Origin of the sequence: Streptomyces sp. CA-278952, assembly GCF_028747205.1 — a bacterium.
In the GTDB taxonomy this organism is placed as follows: Bacteria; Actinomycetota; Actinomycetes; order Streptomycetales; family Streptomycetaceae; genus Streptomyces.
The window spans coordinates 2,579,464-2,597,056 of the sequence record NZ_CP112880.1 but is presented as its reverse complement, the minus strand read 5'-3'; the positions used below and the strand labels follow the sequence as shown (position 1 = coordinate 2,597,056).

At 75.0% G+C, this 17,593-nt stretch carries 14 protein-coding genes; 10 read left to right on the top strand and 4 right to left on the bottom strand.

The annotated features are described in order from the left end of the window. Nucleotides 1–91 precede the first annotated feature (91 nt). Nucleotides 92–514 carry a hypothetical protein gene (locus N7925_RS11235; RefSeq protein ID WP_274343776.1) on the top strand — a complete coding sequence of 141 codons (423 nt, stop codon included), beginning with the start codon at nt 92–94 and terminating at the stop codon, nt 512–514. A 33-nt stretch (nt 515–547) separates the two neighbouring features. On the opposite strand, the gene N7925_RS11230 is transcribed toward N7925_RS11235, so the two are convergent. Further along, nucleotides 548–2,674, bottom strand: coding sequence for a prolyl oligopeptidase family serine peptidase (locus N7925_RS11230; protein ID WP_265599515.1), 2,127 nt, complete (start codon nt 2,672–2,674; stop codon nt 548–550). A 182-nt stretch (nt 2,675–2,856) separates the two neighbouring features. On the opposite strand from N7925_RS11230, the gene N7925_RS11225 reads away from it, so the two are divergent. From N7925_RS11225 to N7925_RS11210, 4 genes are all read left to right on the top strand, one after another. After that, nucleotides 2,857–3,051 carry a hypothetical protein gene (locus N7925_RS11225; RefSeq protein WP_097870105.1) on the top strand — a complete coding sequence of 65 codons (195 nt, stop codon included), beginning with the start codon at nt 2,857–2,859 and terminating at the stop codon, nt 3,049–3,051. Between the two features lie 88 nt (nt 3,052–3,139). Further along, complete coding sequence (gene mshB, locus N7925_RS11220; RefSeq protein ID WP_274343775.1) at nt 3,140–4,105, top strand: N-acetyl-1-D-myo-inositol-2-amino-2-deoxy-alpha-D-glucopyranoside deacetylase; 966 nt, start codon at nt 3,140–3,142, stop codon at nt 4,103–4,105. Beyond that, nucleotides 4,102–4,575 carry a DUF6113 family protein gene (locus N7925_RS11215; protein WP_274343774.1) on the top strand — a complete coding sequence of 158 codons (474 nt, stop codon included), beginning with the start codon at nt 4,102–4,104 and terminating at the stop codon, nt 4,573–4,575. Before mshB ends, N7925_RS11215 begins: the two co-directional genes overlap by 4 nt. Nucleotides 4,576–4,750: 175 nt before the next feature. After that, nucleotides 4,751–6,892 carry a hypothetical protein gene (locus N7925_RS11210; protein ID WP_265599512.1) on the top strand — a complete coding sequence of 714 codons (2,142 nt, stop codon included), beginning with the start codon at nt 4,751–4,753 and terminating at the stop codon, nt 6,890–6,892. A 215-nt stretch (nt 6,893–7,107) separates the two neighbouring features. Here N7925_RS11210 and N7925_RS11205 read toward each other — a convergent pair whose 3' ends face one another. Together N7925_RS11205 and N7925_RS11200 are read right to left on the bottom strand one after the other, a co-directional pair. Continuing rightward, complete coding sequence (locus N7925_RS11205) at nt 7,108–7,692, bottom strand: sugar O-acetyltransferase (protein ID WP_274343773.1); 585 nt, start codon at nt 7,690–7,692, stop codon at nt 7,108–7,110. Beyond that, the gene (locus N7925_RS11200) at nt 7,689–8,927 is read right to left on the bottom strand and encodes an MFS transporter (protein WP_274343772.1); all 1,239 of its coding nucleotides are present in this window, start codon (nt 8,925–8,927) and stop codon (nt 7,689–7,691) included. Before N7925_RS11200 ends, N7925_RS11205 begins: the two co-directional genes overlap by 4 nt. A 212-nt stretch (nt 8,928–9,139) precedes the next feature. Here N7925_RS11200 and N7925_RS11195 point away from each other — a divergent pair, with 212 nt between their 5' ends. From N7925_RS11195 to N7925_RS11175, 5 genes are all read left to right on the top strand, one after another. Next, nucleotides 9,140–10,117 (top strand): ArsR/SmtB family transcription factor, encoded by a 978-nt coding sequence (locus N7925_RS11195; protein WP_265603829.1) that lies wholly within the window; start codon nt 9,140–9,142, stop codon nt 10,115–10,117. 277 nt (nt 10,118–10,394) lie between these two features. Further along, the gene (gene lanKC, locus N7925_RS11190; protein ID WP_274343771.1) at nt 10,395–13,094 is read left to right on the top strand and encodes a class III lanthionine synthetase LanKC; all 2,700 of its coding nucleotides are present in this window, start codon (nt 10,395–10,397) and stop codon (nt 13,092–13,094) included. A 42-nt stretch (nt 13,095–13,136) separates the two neighbouring features. Then, nucleotides 13,137–13,268, top strand: a complete 132-nt coding sequence (locus N7925_RS11185; protein ID WP_018956281.1) for a SapB/AmfS family lanthipeptide — start codon at nt 13,137–13,139, stop codon at nt 13,266–13,268. 74 nt (nt 13,269–13,342) lie between these two features. Next, nucleotides 13,343–15,166: an ATP-binding cassette domain-containing protein gene (locus N7925_RS11180; RefSeq protein ID WP_274343770.1), complete on the top strand. Its 1,824-nt coding sequence runs from the start codon at nt 13,343–13,345 to the stop codon at nt 15,164–15,166. Continuing rightward, complete coding sequence (locus N7925_RS11175; RefSeq protein ID WP_274343769.1) at nt 15,166–16,998, top strand: ATP-binding cassette domain-containing protein; 1,833 nt, start codon at nt 15,166–15,168, stop codon at nt 16,996–16,998. Before N7925_RS11180 ends, N7925_RS11175 begins: the two co-directional genes overlap by 1 nt. Here the strand turns inward: N7925_RS11175 and N7925_RS11170 are convergent. Beyond that, complete coding sequence (locus N7925_RS11170) at nt 16,967–17,572, bottom strand: response regulator transcription factor (RefSeq protein ID WP_265599506.1); 606 nt, start codon at nt 17,570–17,572, stop codon at nt 16,967–16,969. The two genes, N7925_RS11175 and N7925_RS11170, sit on opposite strands and share 32 nt — an antisense overlap. Nucleotides 17,573–17,593: the final 21 nt, after the last annotated feature.

Genomic DNA, 17,593 nt, shown 5'->3' with positions numbered 1-17,593 from the left:
GGCCCACCCCTCCGAACGCCTTGTTCATCCGGGTTCATCGGCCGGGCCCCTGACCGGCCCGCTGACCGAGGGACCTCCCGGCTGGGTCTCCGTGACGCACGTCCTGGTGTTCCTGGCGGCGGCCGTCGGCGCAGTCGCCGGTGCGGCACACGCGCGCCCCCTCGGCCTGCTCGCGGGCGGGTTCGTGCTCTCCTCGGGCGTGCTGGGCACGGCGCGCATCATCCACTACGAGATGTACGAGCACTTCCTCGACGCGGACATCGAGGCGCAGCTGAACATGCTGACCTCCTTCTCCGCGCTCCTCGCCGGACCCCTCGTGCTCCTCGTCCTCGCCCGTAAGGGCGTCGGGCGCACCCCCGCCGGTGGTGCCCCGGGCCCGTGGGGCGGCAGCGGACCGTGGGGCGCCCAGCCCCCCCGGCAACCCGCCGTACGGGGCTCCTGGTCAGCCGCCCGCCCAGGCTCCCGGCTTCGGGCCCCCGCCCGCCTCCCCGCCGCCCCGCTGGTGAGCGGATGACGGGGAGGACGGGCCGGGCCGGCCGGGTGCCGCTCAGGCTCCGGTCAGTCCCAGCGACCGCTTGAGGAAGTCGACCTGGAGCAGGAGGAGGTTCTCCGCGACCTGCTCCTGCGGCGTCATGTGCGTCACCCCGCTCAGCGGCAGCACCTCGTGCGGACGCCCGGCGGCCAGCAGCGCCGAGGACAGCCGCAGGGCGTGGGCGACCACCACGTTGTCGTCGGCCAGGCCGTGCACGATCATCATGGGCCGGACCTCGGCGGCGGGCTCGGAGAGACCGTCGTCGGTGAGCAGCGAGTTGTACGCGTACACCTCGGGCTGCGTCGCCGGGTCGCCGAGATAGCGCTCGGTGTAGTGGGTGTCGTACAGCCGCTGGTCCGTCACCGGAGCGCCCACCACGGCCGCGTGGAACACGTCGGGCCGCCGCAGCACCGCGAGCCCCGCCAGATAGCCGCCGAAGGACCAGCCGCGGATCGCCACCCGGGACAGGTCGAGCGGGAACCGCCCGGCGAGCCCGTGCAACGCCTCGACCTGGTCCTCCATCGTCATCACGAGGTTGTCCCGCACCGCCTTCTCCCAGCCCGGCGAGCGGCCCGGCGCGCCCCGCCCGTCCGCCACGACCACCGCGAAGCCCTGGTCCGCGAACCACTGCGAGGTCAGATGAGCGTTGTGCGCGGCGACGACCCGGCGGCCGTGCGGACCGCCGTACGGATCCATCAGGACCGGAAGGGGACCATCCGCCTCCTGGTAGTCCGAGGGGAGCAGCACGGCGCACGGAATCCGCCGTGCGCCCCCCTCGGTGAGCGTCACGCGGGCGGAGAGCACCGGCTCCTGGGCGAAGCTCGGGATCCGGGCCAGCCGCTTGCCGTCCCGCACCGCCCACGCGGCGGCCCCGGGCTCCTCGGGAACGGCCGAGACCAGGACCGCAAGATTGCCCGAGCGGACCGCGGAGTGCACACCCACCCCTTCGGAAATGCGCTCGATTCCCAGTTCGTTCACCCGGTACACATGGATCTGCCCGATCTCCGGCTCGACCGCGTCCTCACCGGCCACCGCCGAGACCAGGATGTCGGACTCCCCGATGTCCAGCACCGACTGGACGTGCAGCTGCGCCCCCGTGAGCAGCCGGTCCCCGACCGCCAGCACCCGCGCGCCGCCCTCGTCGACGATCCGCACCAGCCGCCCGTCCGGCGCCCACGCGGGCACCCCGGGGAAAAGATCCAGCCACACCGGATCCTCGTCGACATGCACGATGCGGGTCGCACCGCTCTCCGGGTCCACCGCCAGATACTGCTGGCTGCGCTGGTCCCGGGCCTGGACCAGCAGCAGCGGGGCGCCCGCGGAGGACCAGTGCACCTGGGCCAGGTACGGGAACGCGGCCCGGTCCCAGACCACTTCGGTACGGGCCCCCTCCAGGTCCATGACGAAGAGCCGCACCTCGGCGTTGGGCGTGCCCGCCGCCGGGTAGGCGATCTCGGCGGGCCGGCGCTCGGGATGCGCGGGATCGGCGATGTACCACCGCTGTACGGGGCTGTCGTCGGCCCGCGCGACCAGCAGCCGGTCCGACTCCGGCGACCACCAGAAACCCCGGTAGCGGTGCATCTCCTCGGCCGCGATGAACTCGGCCAGACCGTAGGTGACATGAGAGTCCTCCGGCTCGGCCAGCGCCCGGTCACCCTCGCCCCCCGCGCCCACGACCCGCAGCGCGCCCTTGGCCACGTACGCGACGTGCCGGCCGTCGGGGGACGGGCGGGGGTCGATCACCGGGCCCGGCACCGGCAGCGCCCGCGCGGTCCCGGCCCGCAGTTCGGCCACGTACACCTTTCCGGACAGGGCGAACGCGGCCAACTCCGCGGCCGCGTCCACCGCGTAGGAGACGATGCCCGACGAACCCTCCCGGGTCCGCTCGCGCCGGGCCCGCTCCTGCGCCGACAGCTTCTCCGCCGCGCCGCCCAGCAGGACTTCGGGATCGGCCGCGACGCGCTCCTCGCCGGTCGCCGGATCGAGGACCCAGAGCCGGGTGGTGCGGTCCGTTCCGGACGTCGACCGGAGGAAGATCACACGTGTCTCATCCGGTGAGACGGTGAAGGCGCGAGGTGCGCCGAGAGTGAAGCGCTGGGTCCGTGCTTGCTGGCGGGGAAAGGACAGCTTCTGCGAGGTCATGACTCCGAACTTAGCTCCGAACTCCCCTGTGCGGCGCGGTTCGTGCGCCCCTCGTGCTGCTGTGCCCCGACCAATGCGTTGGCACGGAAAGTTATGATCCGTAGCGCTAGGTGGGTAGGAACCTGCTGACTTCGCATACCCCCGTTCCGACCGTCCGAACGTACCGATGGAGGTGAACCGCCGTGGCGCTCTCGATTTCGGCGGTAGTGCTGCTGGCGATCATCGTCTTCCTGCTGATCCGGAAATCCGGGCTGAAGGGAGGGCACGCGGTGGTCTGCATGCTGCTCGGGTTCTACATCGCGAGCTCGTCGGTCGCACCGACCATCTCGGACCTGACGACCAACGTGGCGGGGATGATCAGCAGCATCAAGTTCTGACCGCGCCGGGGCGGGCCGGGGGGCCGAGGAGGCGCGGGGCACGGGGCGCGGGGGCACGGGGGGCCTCGGGGCTCGTAGGGTGGTCCCCATGAAGGACCTCCCCGCCCGCCGTCTGCTGCTGGTGCACGCGCATCCCGACGACGAGTCGATCAACAACGGCGCCACCATGGCCAGGTATGCCGCCGAGGGCGCCCACGTCACCCTGGTGACGTGCACGCTCGGCGAGGAGGGCGAGGTCATCCCGCCCGCGCTCGCCCGCCTCACCGCCGACCGGGACGACGCGCTCGGCCCCCACCGCGTCGGCGAGCTGGCCGCGGCGATGAAGGAGCTCGGCGTCGACGACCACCGCTTCCTCGGCGGGGCCGGCCGCTACCGGGACTCCGGAATGATGGGCGCCGAGCAGAACGGCCGCCCCGGCTCCTTCTGGTCCACCCCGGTGGACGAGGCGGCGGCCCACCTCGTCGAGGTGATCCGCGAGGTCCGCCCCCAGGTCCTGGTCACCTACGACCCGGACGGCGGCTACGGCCACCCCGACCACATCCAGGCCCACCGCGTCGCGATGCGCGCCGCCGACCTGGCCGCCGACCCGGCGTACGGTACCGACGCGCCGCACGCCATCGCGAAGATCTACTGGAACCGGGTGGAGCGCGCCGTGGCCGAGGCCGGCTTCGAGCGGCTGCGCGCCACCGCCCCCGGGGCCTTCCCCGGCATCGCCTCCGTGGACGACGTCCCGGGCGTCACCGACGGGGAGCGGATCACCGCGGAGATCGACGGATCGGCGTACGCCGGGGCCAAGTCGGCGGCGATGCGCGCCCACGCCACCCAGATCGCGGTCGACGGCCCGTTCTTCGCCCTCTCCAACGACCTCGGTCAGCCCCTGCTGACGACCGAGTACTACCAACTGGTGCGGGGCGCAGCGGGCGTGCCCGCGGGGACGCGCGAGGGCGACCTCTTCGCGGGCCTGTCTTCCGCCACGGCCGCCACGGCCGCCACGGCCGCTGCGGACGTTATGGACTTTACGGACGCCCCGGGTGCTGCGGGAGGCACCGAGTGAGCGGGAACCCGGGCAAGGGCCGCGTCCGCGCGGGCTCCTCCCCCGCGCCGCGGCGGAACGCGCCGCCCAGGGAGTCCGAGCCCACCGGTATCGCGGCCCGGCCGAACCCGGCCCGGATCGCCGCCTACGCGGGCCTCGCCGTCCTCGGCGTCCTGGTCGCGATCGCCGGCGCACTCGTCCAAGCCGCCTGGTTCCCGGGCGGGTTGATCATCGCGCTGGCGGCCGCCGCGGGCCTCTTCTACGGCGGCCGGATCCTGACCCGCACCCAGATCGGCGCGCTCGCCCCGGCGGGGGGCTGGTTCATCACGGTGTTCCTCCTGCTGAGCGGGCGGCCGGAAGGCGACTACGTCTTCGGCGACGAACTCGGCCTGGTGCTGTTCATGCTCGGCGGGACGGCCGCCGCTGTGATGTGCGCCACCACGTCCAAAGTGCCGCAATCGGCCATCCACAGCGGCCGGTCCGGTACGTGAAGTGCCAAGTCCGGGTCGGGAGAGACCCCCACAGGTGTGATGCACGGGTGGAGGTTTCACCCGGTCGAGGAGTGTCCGACGGCGGCGGCCAGTATGGTGGTGCGCGCGCCGAGCCGTCCCCTGGCCTGCGGCATGGGGGAAGTACGGGCGGCGGAGCCAATCGGGAGAACCTGCTTTGAGTCGTGAAACTGACAGTTCGTCCTCCGGGCCCCAGGGCCGCGGCGGAGCCGCGTATCCCTCGGGTACGCCGCCGTACGGATCCCGCCAGTATCCGTCGCTCCATCCGTCGCAGGACGGCTCTGACGAGAACCCGGAATCCGTGGCTCCGCCCCGGCCCGAGGAACCGAAGACCGAGACGACGCTGACGACGCGCATCCGGATCAACATCCCCGGGTCGCGTCCCATCCCGCCGGTCGTGATGCGTACGCCGATGGCGGAGAGCGACATCACCGGCGGCCGTCCCGACGCGGAGCGCACCGGCGCCACCCCGCGCCCCGGCACGCCGCCGCCCGCGCCCGGACCCGCGGACCGTTCCGCGGGCCCGAACGGCGCGGCGGCCGCGGACCGGCCCCGGGACGGCGGCCCTTCCGCTGACCCGACGCGCGGCGAGAAGCCGGGCCGGGAGAAGAGCGGCAGCGACTGGTTCGCTCCGCGCAAGGCCCCGGCCGCCGGGCCGGGAGCAGCCGCTCAGGGCACCGGAGCGCCCGGCGCCCCCGGCGGCGCTCCTTCCGGCCCCGGCGGTGCCCAGGCCCCCGGCATGGGCGGCCCCGGCGGCCCCGGTGGCGGGTCCGACGGTGACGCGGGCCGCTCGCGCCCCGACCTGCCGTACTTCTCGGACGCCCCGCAGTCCGGCGGCGGTCCGGGCACACCCGGCCCCGGCCCCGACCGCAGCGCGCTCGACGGCTACGGCACGGAGCCCCCCGGCGGAGGCCCGCGTTCCACCCCCGGCCTCGGGGTGCGTCCGCCCGGCCCCTCCAGCCCCTCCGGCCCCACCGCGGGACCGGTCACCGGCAGCTCCTCGCTGACCCCGAACCTCGACGGCGTCCCGGGCCACGGCGGCCCCGGCCCGATGGTGCCGGGCGTCCCCGGCGGGGTACCGCCCCGGATGTCCGACGACACCGCGATCCTCACGCGCCAGGCGGCCCCGACGCCCGAGTCCGGCCCCGGCCATGTCTCGGGCTCCACACTGACCAGCGGCATCCCCGTGGTGCCCAGCGAGCCCCGTGTCGCGTTCCCGGGCGGCCCCGGCGGCCCGGTGGCCGGCGGACCTCCGGGCGGCCCCGGCGGTCCGGGCGGACCCGGTGTTCCCACGCCCGGCCCCGCCGCCCCGCGTCCCGCGTCCCAGGCCGCCGCCCCGGCCCCCGCGAAGAAGGGCCGCTCCAAGCTGGTCCTCCTCGGGGTGCTCGCGGTCGTGCTGCTCGGCATCGCGTACGGGGCGGGCCTCCTGCTGAACCACTCCGAGGTGCCCAAGGGCACCACGGTGCTCGGCGTCGACATCGGCGGCGGCACGAAGGAGGAGGCGGTCACCAAGCTCGAAGCCGCCCTCGGTGAGCGGGCCAAGACGCCCCTGACGCTGTCGGTGGACGGCAAGGAGGAGAAGCTCGACCCCGAGAAGGCCGGTCTCACCCTGGACAGCCAGGAGACCGTGCGCGGCGCGGCGGGCAGCGACTACAACCCCGTCTCGGTGATCGGTTCGCTGTTCGGCGGGGAACGTCCCGCCGACCCGGTGATCCCGGTCGACGAGGAGAAGCTCGGCGTGGCCCTGACCGATCTGGCGGGCGCTTCCGGCTCGTCCAGTGACGGCACGATCCGCTTCGAGCCGAACAAGGCCGTGGCGGTGCCGGGCAAGCCGGGCAGGACGCTGGACGCCGGCCAGTCCCTGATCTCGGTCCGGGACGCCTACCGCGCCCAGGTGCAGACCGGGCAGGGCCGGCTGGTCGAACTCCCCGTCACCACCAGCGAGCCCACCATCACCAAGGCCGAACTGGACCGGGCGATGAAGGAGTTCGCCGAGCCCGCCATGTCCGGCCTGATCACGATCAAGGCCGGTCCCAAGGAGATCCAGTTCGGCCCGGCCCGGTCGCTGCCGCAGATCCTCTCCATGAAGCCCGTGGACGGCCGACTGGTCGACGTCTACGACAAGCAGGCGATCGACAAGCTCCTGGACGGCGTCTTCGACGGCATCATGGCGGTCAAGGGCGACGGCAAGAAGCACCAGGTCGGCGCGGACGACGTGGCCCAGGCGATGAAGACCGCCCTGGCCGGGAAGACCCCCGCCGAGCGCACGGTCACCATCGACCTGACCGGCCAGGGCTGACGCCCGGACCGGACAGCCGCGCTCCACCCCTCCGCCCCCGCCCGGGAACGTATCCGGCCGGGGGCGGAGCCGTCGGGGGGCGGGCTCCGGGCCGGTTCCGGGCCGGTCCCGGGCCGGTCCCGGGCCGGTCCCGGGCGGGGCTTCTCCCCGACTTCGTCATCTCCGGGCCCCGTAGCGCCCGGGTGCGATGTGCGCCCCGCGCAGCGCCCGACGGGTTACGCCTCCGTCTCGCCGATCTTCCGGATCACCCGGGCCGGGTTGCCGACCGCCACCACGTTTCCGGGCAGGTCCTTCGTGACGACCGCCCCCGCCCCGACCACGGTGTTCTCGCCGATGGTCACCCCGGGGCAGACGATCACCCCGCCGCCCAGCCAGACGTTGTCACCGATGGTGATCGGCTGCGCGGCCTCCCACTTGGCGCGGCGCGGCTCGGGGTCGATCGGGTGGGTCGGGGTGAGCAGCTGGACGTTCGGGCCCATCTGGACGTCCGCGCCGATGGTGATGCGGGCGACGTCCAGGAGGACCGCGCCGAAGTTGATGAACGTCCGGGGGCCGATGGCGGTCTGGTAGCCGTAGTCGACGCGCAGCGGCGGCCGGACCTCGGCGCCCTCGCCCAGCTCGCCGAGGAGCTCGGCGAGGGCGGCGCGCCGGGCCTCGGGGTCGGCGGCCGAGGTGGCGTTGAAGCGCTCGCTGAGCACGGCCGCGTGCCGGGCCTCCGCCGCCAGTTCGGGGTCGTCGGCGAGGTAGAGCTCGCCGGAGAGCATGGCTTCCTTCTGGCTGCGCCTGGTCTCGTCGCTCATGTCGTCTCTTCCGTGCGGGGTGTACGGGACGCTCGCGGTGATCCGTCCGCTACCGGCAGTCTGCCCCCGATGTCCCCGGACCGGTCGCGCAGCCCCGGGGCCAGGGCCAGCGTCACCGCCACCGAGAACCCCGCGACCGCCGCCATGCCCGTTGCGGGGGAGGTCAGCTGGGCGATGCCGCCCGCCACGGCCGCCCCCACGCCCTGCATCGCGAGCATCCCCGAGGAGCTGAGCCCGAGCGCCTGGCCGCTCAGCTCCTGCGGGGTGAGGGCCATCAGCCGTTCCTGGAGCAGCAGACTCGCGGCGAAGCCCACGCTCGCCAGGACGACCGCCGCCAGCGCGAGGGGCAGCTCCGGACGCAGCGCGAAGAGCAGATAGGGCGCGGCGAGCAGCAGCCGGAGCGGGGACCCCAGCCGCGCCCGCCACCGTGCCGAGACGAACCGCCCGACCAGCGTGTCCCCGGCCAGCATGCCCAGGGCCCCGCCGGCGAAGAGGAGCCCGGCGTGCCCGGGCGCGTACGCGACGTACAGGGACTCGGCCCCGACGACGAGCCCGTTGGGCACCCACAGCGCCAGGAACACGTACCGGCGCGGCGTGGACGACCAGAGCAGCGCGTTCGTCCGCCGCGTCTCCCGGACCGACGGGCGGCCGGTGGCCCGGGGCGGCCGGGCGGTCAGCCCGAAGCGGGTCACGGCCGCCGCGACGACGTACAGGCCCGCCCCGATCAGCAGCGTGCCGCGCGCCGAGAACACCGTCACCAGCAGCCCGCCCACCGCGAACCCGCAGATCTGCATCGCGCCGCCCGTCATGTTGAGCACGGAGCGGCCGAGCAGGAACCCCTCGCGCGGAACGATCTCGTTGAGCAGCCCGTACCGTACGCCCCCGCCCGGTGACGAGGCCGCGCCCACCACCAGCAGGACGGCGAACGCGGCCCACAGCGGCAGTCCGGGAGCGGCCTGGACGCAGGCGGCCCCGGCGGAGAGCAGCGCCAGGGCGGTCAGCGCGGCGCGCGGCGGCAGCCGGTCCGCCGCCGACAGCAGGGTGAGCGCCCCGGCCACCTGGGCCAGCGACGGGCCGAACATCGCCAGGGCCGACAGCAGGGGCGAGCCCGTCCGCGTGTACACGAGGGTGCCCAGCGCCAGACCGGTCGCGGTCTGGGCGGCCGTCTGCACGGAGACGGCGGCGAAGAAGGGGGAGAACTCCGGGGTCCGGAACAGTTCGCGGTAGGTGCGCATGGGGTGGAGTCTCCGGACACCGTCGCCGGGAGCGTTACTGTTTCGCGCGGACGCGAAAGCCCGGACGGGCGGGCGGCGCGGCGGCGGTGGAGCTGGAGGCCGACGGAGAGCGGGGCGGCGCGGCGGCGGTGGAGCCGGAGGCCGAGTGAGACTGGGGCGGCGCGCGACGGCGGTGGAGCCGGAGGCCGACGGAGAGCGGGGCGGTGGGGCGCGTGGGCTGGTGGCAGGTCGGTGCGGACACGCTCGCGAACAGTCGGTTCGTCGTCTCGCCCCTCGCGGAGGCCGTCGCGAGTCTGCTGGTCCTGGAGCGGGCCACCGCCGCGCATCCGGGTGAGCGCGCCTGGCTGGAAGCCCACCTGCCCGCGTACCGGCGGTGGAAGGCCGACCACCCGGTCTCCGCGCTGGTGATCGGCTCCGCCCTCGCGCCCCGGTGGAACGCCGACTTCCTCGTCCCCGCGCCGGCCCCCGCCCCGCCCGGCCAGGCCCCGCCCTCCTTCGCCGACGAGCTGGTGCCGGTCCGGGCCACCCCGCCCGGCCGGGCCCGCTCCGAACTGGCCGAGGCGGTGGGCGGGCCGCTGCCCGCCGCGCTGGACCGGGACGACCTGGCCGAGCGCGCCGCCGACGCCGTGGAGTGGGTCTGGACGCACACCGTGCTGCCCGACTGGCCGAGGCGGCGGCAGGTTCTGGAGGCCGATGTGGTGGCCCGTTCGGCCCAGTTGGGCCGTGGCGGCTGGGCCGAAGCGGTGAACGGCATGCGCCCCGGAATCCGTTGGCTGGGCGGCAGCCGGCTCCAGATCAACACCCACGACAATCCGCCCCGCGAACTGGGCGGCGCCCAACTGCTGTTCGTTCCGGTGACCCCGTACCAGTCCTGGGTCTGCTGGGACATTCCACGCCGGTACGGGCTGGTGTACCCGTGCTCCGGCGCGCTCGCCGAGGCCGGGAGCGTTCCCGTGCCCGCCGCCCTGGGCGCGCTGATCGGGCCGGCGCGGGCGGTCGTCCTGCTGCTGCTCGCCTCCCCGCTCAGCACGACGCAGCTCGTCGCGCTGACCGGGCAGGGGCTGGGATCGGTCGGCCGCCATCTGCGGGTCCTGCTGGACGCCGGACTGGTCCGCCGCCGTCGCGCGGGCCGCTCCGTGCTCTACTTCCGCACGGAGGCGGGGGACGTCCTGGTGCGCGGCGCGGGCTGAGGTGGGGGACGTGCTGCTGCGCTGCCCGGCCTGAGCGGGGGACGTCCTGGTGTGCGGCGCGGGCTGAGCGGAAGGCGAGTGCGCTCCCTGCACGCCCCCGCGCGCCCCTGGTCCGCACCCGCCCCGGGCTGGGTGGCAAGCGGATACCCATCAGTACGCGATGCGCTCCGCATGGTTGGCGCGCACGTACGAGTCGTGACAACAGTGACTATGGGCGCCACTCATCGTTGTGACAACTTCTCTCTCGCCACGAAAGAACCGAGCGAGGGGACCGTGCGTGAATCCGGAGTACGCCGCGTACTGCCAGGCGGACCGCCGCTTCTACGACGCACCCCACCGCTCCCCCGGACCGGGCGGAGCCGCCGACGAGGAGCGCTCGTTCTACGCGCCGCTCCGTGGCGACGTACCCGACGGCTGGACACGCACCCGGCGCGGCGACTGGCTCGCGTACAGCCCCGACGGCCTGCGGCTGCCGCCCCAGGGCTGGAAGATCCACGTCTCGGCCGCCCTCGACAACGCCGTTTCGGTACTGGAGCGGGTCGTCGCCCACTGCCTGGAACACCGGCTGGCCTTCAAGTGCGTGCCCAGCGCGGGACTGTTGACCCTGCGGAACGCCAAGTACGCGGACCGGGCCGGCAGCGGGAAGTTCATCACCGTCTACCCGCCGTCCGACGAGGCGTTCCCGGAGGTGTGCACCGCCCTCATGCGGCTGCTGGAGGGCGAGCACGGCCCGTACATCCTGAGCGACCTGCGGTGCGGGAACGGGCCCGTGCACACCCGGTACGGGGCGTTCGCCGCCCGCTTCTGCTCAGGTCCTGACGGGCGGCCCGTGCCCGCCGTCGCCGATCCGCAGGGCCGGCTCGTCCCGGACGACCGGGGCCCGTCCTTCCGCGTCCCCTCCTGGGTGACCCCGCCCGCCTTCCTGGTGCCGCACCTCGAAGCCCGCGCCGCCGTGGGCCTCGCGGACCTCCCGTACACCGTGGAGAAGGCGCTGCACTTCTCCAACGGCGGCGGGGTCTACCTCGGCCGCGACACCCGCACCGGCGAGCAGGTCGTCCTCAAGGAGGCGCGGCCGTACGCCGGTCTGGCCGCAGACGGGGCGGACGCCGTGGCCCGGCTGGAGCGCGAACGGGCGGCCCTGGAGCAACTGGCCGGACTGGACTGCGTGCCCGCCGTACGGGACGTGTTCGAGGTCGGCGACCACCACTTCCTGGTCCTCCAGTACATCCCCGGCGCCACCCTCAACACCGTCTTCGCCCGCCGCTTCCCGCTCGCCCGGCAGCACCCGTCACCTGAACTGCTCGCCGAACACGCGTCCTGGGCGGCGGAGTTGTACGGGCAGGTCGAGCGCGCCGTCGAGGCGGTGCACGACCGCGGCATCGTCATCAGCGACCTGCACATGAGCAACGTCATGGTCGACGAGGAGAACGCGCGCATCGTCCTGCTCGACTTCGAGGCAGCCTCCCCGGCCGCCGAACGCCGCCGCCAGATCGTCGCCAACCCGGCCTTCGTCGCCCCGCCCGACCGGCGCGGCGCCGACATCGACCGCTACGCGCTGGCCTGTCTGCGGCTCGCCCTGTACCTGCCGCTCACCACCCTGTTCGGCATCGACCGCAGCAAGGCCGCCGGTCTCGCCCGGGACATCGCCCGCGTCTTCCCGGTCACCGAGGAGGAACTGAGGCCCGCCGTCGCGGAGATCCTGCGCGACACGGGACAGCCCGGGGCCGGCGTCACCGCCGTGCCCGCTCCCTTGGCCGCATCCGCATCCGCATCCGCATCCGCATCCGCATCCGCATCCGCATCCGCATCTGTATCCGTTCCCGTCCCCGGCGACTGGCCGCGCAGCCGTGACGCGATGGTCCGGGCCATCACCGCCTCCTGCACACCGGAGCGCGAGGACCGCTGCTTCCCCGGGGACATCGCCCAGTTCGCCACCGCCACCGGCGGCCACTCCTTCGCGTACGGGACGGCCGGAGTGCTCTACGCCTTCCACGAGACGGGTGCCCCGCCGTGCGAGGAGGCCGAGGACCGGCTCCTGCGGCACGCCAAGGACCCGGCGTCCGGCAGCCCCCTCGGCTTCTACGACGGGCTCACCGGCATCGCCTGGACCCTGCACCGGATCGGCCGTACCGCCGAGGCCGCCGACCTCCTCCGGATCATCCTCGACCAGCCCCTGGAAGGCCTCGCGCCCGGCCTCCACAACGGGTACGCGGGCATCGGCCTCGCCCTCGACGACCTGGCCCGCACCGCCTCCGCCACCGACGCCCCGGCGCTGTCCGCCGCGGCCGCCCGCTGCACCGCCCTCGCCGTCAGCGCGCTCGTCGACGGACCGCCGTCGCCCCGCACCGGGCTGCTGCACGGCGCGAGCGGCATCGCCCTGCTCCTGGTGCGCCGGTACGCGACCACCAAGGACCCCGCCCTGCTCGACCTGGCGGCCACCGCCCTGCGCCGCGATCTGGAACGCTGCCGGACCGGCGACGAGGGCGAACTCCTCGTCGTCGAGGGCAAGCGGCTGATGCCGTACCTCGGTTCGGGCAGCGCCGGCATCGCGGCCGTCATCGACGCCTTCCTGGCCCACCGCCCGGACCCCGCGCTCGAAGCGGCCGGCCGCGCCCTCCTGCCCGCCGCGCTCTCCGCCTTCTACGTCCAGCCCGGACTGCTCCGCGGCTCCGCCGGCCTCCTGCTGCACCTCGCGGCCACCCCGCTGTGCGACGAGGCCGACCGGCAGCGCGCGATCGCCCGCCACACCGGCCTGCTGGGCAGCCACGCGCTCGCGTACGGAGGCGGACTCGCCTTCCCGGGCGAGCAGTTGATGCGCCTGTCGATGGACCTGGCCACCGGGACCGCCGGCATCCTCCTCGCCCTGGGCGCCGCGCTCGGCACCACCACCGGACTTCCCTTCCTGCCCGCCGCCCCGGCGGCGCACCCCGGCCGCGCGAGCGGCCCCATGAACCGGCCCCACCAGGGGTCGTCGTAGCACCACCGTTCAGCACCACCAACGTCCCCGAAAGGACACATCATGGCGCTTCTCGACCTTCAGGCAATGGAGACCCCGGCCGAGGACTCCTTCGGCGAGCTCGCCACGGGCAGCCAGGTCTCGCTGCTGGTCTGTGAGTACAGCTCCCTCAGCGTGGTCCTCTGCACCCCGTGACCCGCACCGGCCGGCCCATCGGTGATCCTCACCGGTGGGCCGGCCGGCCCACGTGCACCCGGAAAGGCCACCCCGTGCGGCTGCACCCACGCCCGGGCACGGAGTCCGGCACCCGGCGGCTCGCCCGGCAGCACCCGGCGGCCCTGCTCGGGCTCCTCCTCTGCTCCACCGGCGGGGCGCTCGCCGCCCTCGCCCTGCCCGCCGCCCTCGGCCACACCGTCGACCGGCTCGTCGCCGGCGGCCCCGTGCCCTGGTCGGGACTGCTGCTCTGCGCGGCCCTGACCCTCGCCGAGACCGGGTTCGACGCGACGGCCGCGGTGACCGGCACGACCACCACCGCCAAGCTCACCGCGTCCCTGCGCACCCGCACCGCCGCCCGGATCCTGGCCGCCGAACCCCGCCGCGCCCTCGCCCTGCCCACCGGCGACCTCACCGCCCGGCTCACCGCCCGCACCGCCGACGCCGCCTCCGCGCCCGTCACCGCGGCCGGAGCCGTCTCCGGCGTCCTGCTGCCGCTCGGCGCGATCGTCGGCCTCCTCCTCATCGACCTCTGGACGGCCGCCGCCCTCCTCCTCGGCGCCCCCCTCCTCGTCGCACTGCTGCGCGCCTTCACCCGCCGGACCGCCGACGCCGGGGCCGACTACCAGCGCGCCCAGTCGCTCATCGCCCACCGGCTCACCGAGGCCCTCGACGGCGCCGACACGATCCGTGCCGCCCGCACCGGCGCACGCGAGCACCGCCGTGTCCTGGAACCCCTGGCCGCCCTCGCCGTACACGGCAGGCGCACCTGGTCCGTGTACGGGCGGGCCGTCGGCACCAGCGGCCTCCTGCTGCCCCTGCTCATGCTGCTGGTCCTCGCGGTCGCCGGCCTCCGGCTCGGCGCGGGCGCGATCGGCGTCGGCGACCTGGTCGCCGCCTCCCGCTACGCGAGCCTCGCCGTCGGCATCGGCGCCCTGACCGGAGCCCTCGGCGCCCTCGCCCGCAGCCGCGCCGCCGCCCGGAGCCTGGAGCCCCTGCTCACCCTCGCACCGCTGCCGCACCGCGGCCTGGGCCCGGCGCCCGGCGCCCCCGGACACCTCGAACTCCGGGACGTCGGGGTCGAAGTCGAACAGGACGGCAGCCCGCTGCTGACCGGTGTGCACCTCACCGTCCCCGGCGGCACCTCCCTGGCGGTCGTCGGGCGTTCCGGCTCCGGCAAGTCGGTGCTCGCCGCGGTCGCCGGGCGGCTGCTCGACCCGGACACCGGAAGCGTGCTGCTGGACGGCGTCCCGCTGGACGGCATGGAACCGGACCGGCTGCGCCGCGAGGTGGCGTACGCCTTCGCCCGCCCGGCCCTCCTCGGCGCCACCGTCGAGGACACGATCGCCTACGGGCCCTGGACCGCCTCGCCCGAAGCCGTACGCGACGCCGCGCGCGCGGCCCGCGCCGACGGGTTCCTCGCGCTGCTCCCGTACGGCTACGCCACCCCGGTCGCCGACGCCCCGCTCTCCGGCGGCGAACGGCAACGCCTGGGTCTGGCCCGCGCGTTCGCCCACCCCGGCCGCCTGATGATCCTCGACGACGCGCTGTCCAGCCTCGACACCGTGACCGAACACCACGTCCGGCGCGCGCTCGACGCGCGGGCCGGGCACTGCACCCGGATCATCGTCGCCCACCGGCTGTCCTCGGCCGCGCGGGCGGACCGGGTCGCCTGGCTGGAGGACGGCCGGATCCGCGCGACGGGCCGCCACGACGAACTCTGGGCGGACCCGGACTACCGGGCGGTCTTCCGCACGGACACCAGCACGGATACCAGCACGGACACCAGCACGGACACCAGCACGGACACCCCCGCCGAGGGCGCCGCGCCCGCGGGCCGCACACCCGTGACGCCGACCGCCGGAGCGGAGGCCCCCTAATGGCCGACAGCGCGCACCCCCGGCGCGACGGGCGAAAGCACGGCGCACGCCCCCGGCGCGAGACGTCGCTGCGGCGCGTCGGCCGTGAGGCCCGGCCCTTCCTGCGGGCGAGGACCGGTGTGATCCTGCGGTTGGCCGGCTGGTCCCTGCTGGAGTTCGCCCAGACCTTCCTCGGCGGCTTCGGGGTCGCCCGCGCGCTCGACGACGGCTTCCTCGCCGGACGCCCACCTACCGGCCTCCTCTGGCTGGCCGTCGCCGCGGTCGCCGTGCTGCCGTCCGTGCCCGCCGCCCGAGGAGTCTTCGGCCGGCTCGCGGACCTCGTGGAGCCGCTGCGCGACGGGCTGGTCCGGCGCGCCGTGTCCCGGGCGCTGTCCGGCGCGCTCGACCGGGCCGGCGACGTCAGCACCCGGTCCCTGTCGCAGGTCACCCATCAGAGTGAGATCGCCCGCGACGGCTGGGCCGGACTCGTCCTGACGCTGCGCTCGTTCGTCTTCACGGCGGCCGGGGCCGTCGCCGGCCTGCTGGCCCTCTCGCCCGCCCTCCTCCTGATCGTGCTTCCCCCGCTGGTCCTCGGGGCCGCCCTGTTCCTCGGCACGCTGCCGCCGATGGCCGCCCGTCAGCGCGACTACCTCGCCGCCGACGAGGCGTACGCCGCCCACGCGGGCCTGCTCGCCGCCTCCGTACGCGACATCGCCGCCGCCGGGGCCGCCGAACGGTCGGTGGCCGAGTCCCGGGCCCTCGCCGAGGCGCAGCTCGTCGCCTCCCGTTCGCTGGCCCGCTGGTCGGGCGTACGGGTGCTGGCCCTCGCCGTCTGTGGCCGGTTCCCGCCGCTCCTGCTGCTCCTGGGCGCGCCCTGGCTGCTGCGGAACGGACTCACGCCGGGCGCGCTGGTCGGCGCGCTGACCTATCTCACCCAGGCGCTCGCCCCCGCCGTCCAGGCGCTGATGACCATGCTGGGCACCGCCGGGGGCCGGCTCGTCGTGGTCCTGGACCGGTTCACCGACGCGCCGCCACCGCCCGCCGACGACCCGCCGCCACCCGCCCGGGAGGCCGCCCCGCCGCCGCGCGGGACCCCGGTCGCCGAGCTCCACGAGGTCAGCTTCGCGTACGGGCCCGGCGCCCGGCCCGTCCTGGACCGGCTCTCCCTGACGATCGGGGCGGGGGAGCACCTCGCGGTCGTCGGCCCGAGCGGCAGCGGCAAGTCGACCCTGGCCGCCGTCCTCGCCGGGACCGAGCGGCCCACCGGGGGAGCGGTGCGATGGCGGGGGCGGCCGGTGCGTCCGGCCGACGCCACCTCCGTACGCGTCCTGCTGCCCCAGCACGCCTACGTGTTCAGCGGCTCGCTGCGGGACAACCTCCGCTACCACCGCCCCGACGCCCGCGACCGGGAGATCGCGGCCATGGCGGACGCGCTCGGCCTGGACGGGCTGCTCTCCCGGCTCGGCTCCCTCGACGCGGCCGTCGAACCGGACCGGCTCTCCCAGGGCGAACGGCAGCTGATCGCCCTGGGCCGGGCCTACCTCGCCGCCCCGCCGCTGCTGATCCTCGACGAGGCGACCAGCCGGCTCGACCCGGCCGCCGAGACCCGTGCCGAGCTGGCGTTCGGGGCGCTGCCGGGCGCGCTCGTCGTCGTCGCCCACCGGCTCAGCTCGGCCCGCCGCGCGGGACGGACCCTGGTGATGGACGGCCCGCGCACCCAGTGCGGCACCCACGGTGAACTCCTGGGCTCCTGCACCCTCTACCGGGACCTGGCCGGCCTCTGGGAGCCGGAGGACGAGGAACGGAAGGGGCGGCGCGGCATCAGATCCACCCCGCCTCCTTCGCCCGTCTGATCGCGTCCAGCCGATTGCGCGCCCCGGACTTCCGTATGGCGGCGGCCAGGTAGTTGCGGACCGTCCCCGGCGTCAGGTGCAGCCGACCGGCGATCCCGGCCACGGTCTCGCCCCCCTCGGCCATCGAGAGCACGCTCAATTCCCGCGGCGATAACGGCATGTCGGCCACCTGGAGAAGGCTGAAGGCCAGCGACTCGTCGATGTGCCGCCCCCCGTCCGCCAGTTTGTGCATCACCTCGGACAGGTCGTCCACCGGGCGGTACTTGTCGATGTAGCCGAGCGCCCCCGCCTCGTACGCCCGCCGCAGGCCGCTCGGCCGGTCGCTGCGGGTGAGCACGGCGAGCGGAAACGGCTCGCCGTGCGGCGTGGTCACCGTCTTCACCTCGTCGAGGACGTCCAGTGCGCCCGGACAGTCGAGGTCGGTGAGGAGTACATCGGGGCCCGGCCCGCTCAGCGCGGCACGTATCGCACCGCGTTCGGCGGTGCGGACCTCTATCCCCCGCCCCGTGCCGAGGAGCGACGCCAGCGACGCGCGCCACAACGGCACGGTGTGGACCAGCAGCACGGTAGTCATCAGTCTGCCCTCAGCTTTTCT

Bases quoted from the DNA above. Each gene is read 5' to 3' on its own strand.
- mshB (WP_274343775.1), top strand. From the start codon at position 3,140: ATGAAGGACCTCCCCGCCCGCCGTCTGCTGCTGGTGCACGCGCATCCC.
- N7925_RS11200 (WP_274343772.1), bottom strand. From the start codon at position 8,927: ATGCGCACCTACCGCGAACTGTTCCGGACCCCGGAGTTCTCCCCCTTC.
- N7925_RS11185 (WP_018956281.1), top strand. From the start codon at position 13,137: ATGGCGCTTCTCGACCTTCAGGCAATGGAGACCCCGGCCGAGGACTCC.
- N7925_RS11205 (WP_274343773.1), bottom strand. From the start codon at position 7,692: ATGAGCGACGAGACCAGGCGCAGCCAGAAGGAAGCCATGCTCTCCGGC.
- N7925_RS11170 (WP_265599506.1), bottom strand. From the start codon at position 17,572: ATGACTACCGTGCTGCTGGTCCACACCGTGCCGTTGTGGCGCGCGTCG.
- N7925_RS11175 (WP_274343769.1), top strand. From the start codon at position 15,166: ATGGCCGACAGCGCGCACCCCCGGCGCGACGGGCGAAAGCACGGCGCA.
- N7925_RS11230 (WP_265599515.1), bottom strand. From the start codon at position 2,674: ATGACCTCGCAGAAGCTGTCCTTTCCCCGCCAGCAAGCACGGACCCAG.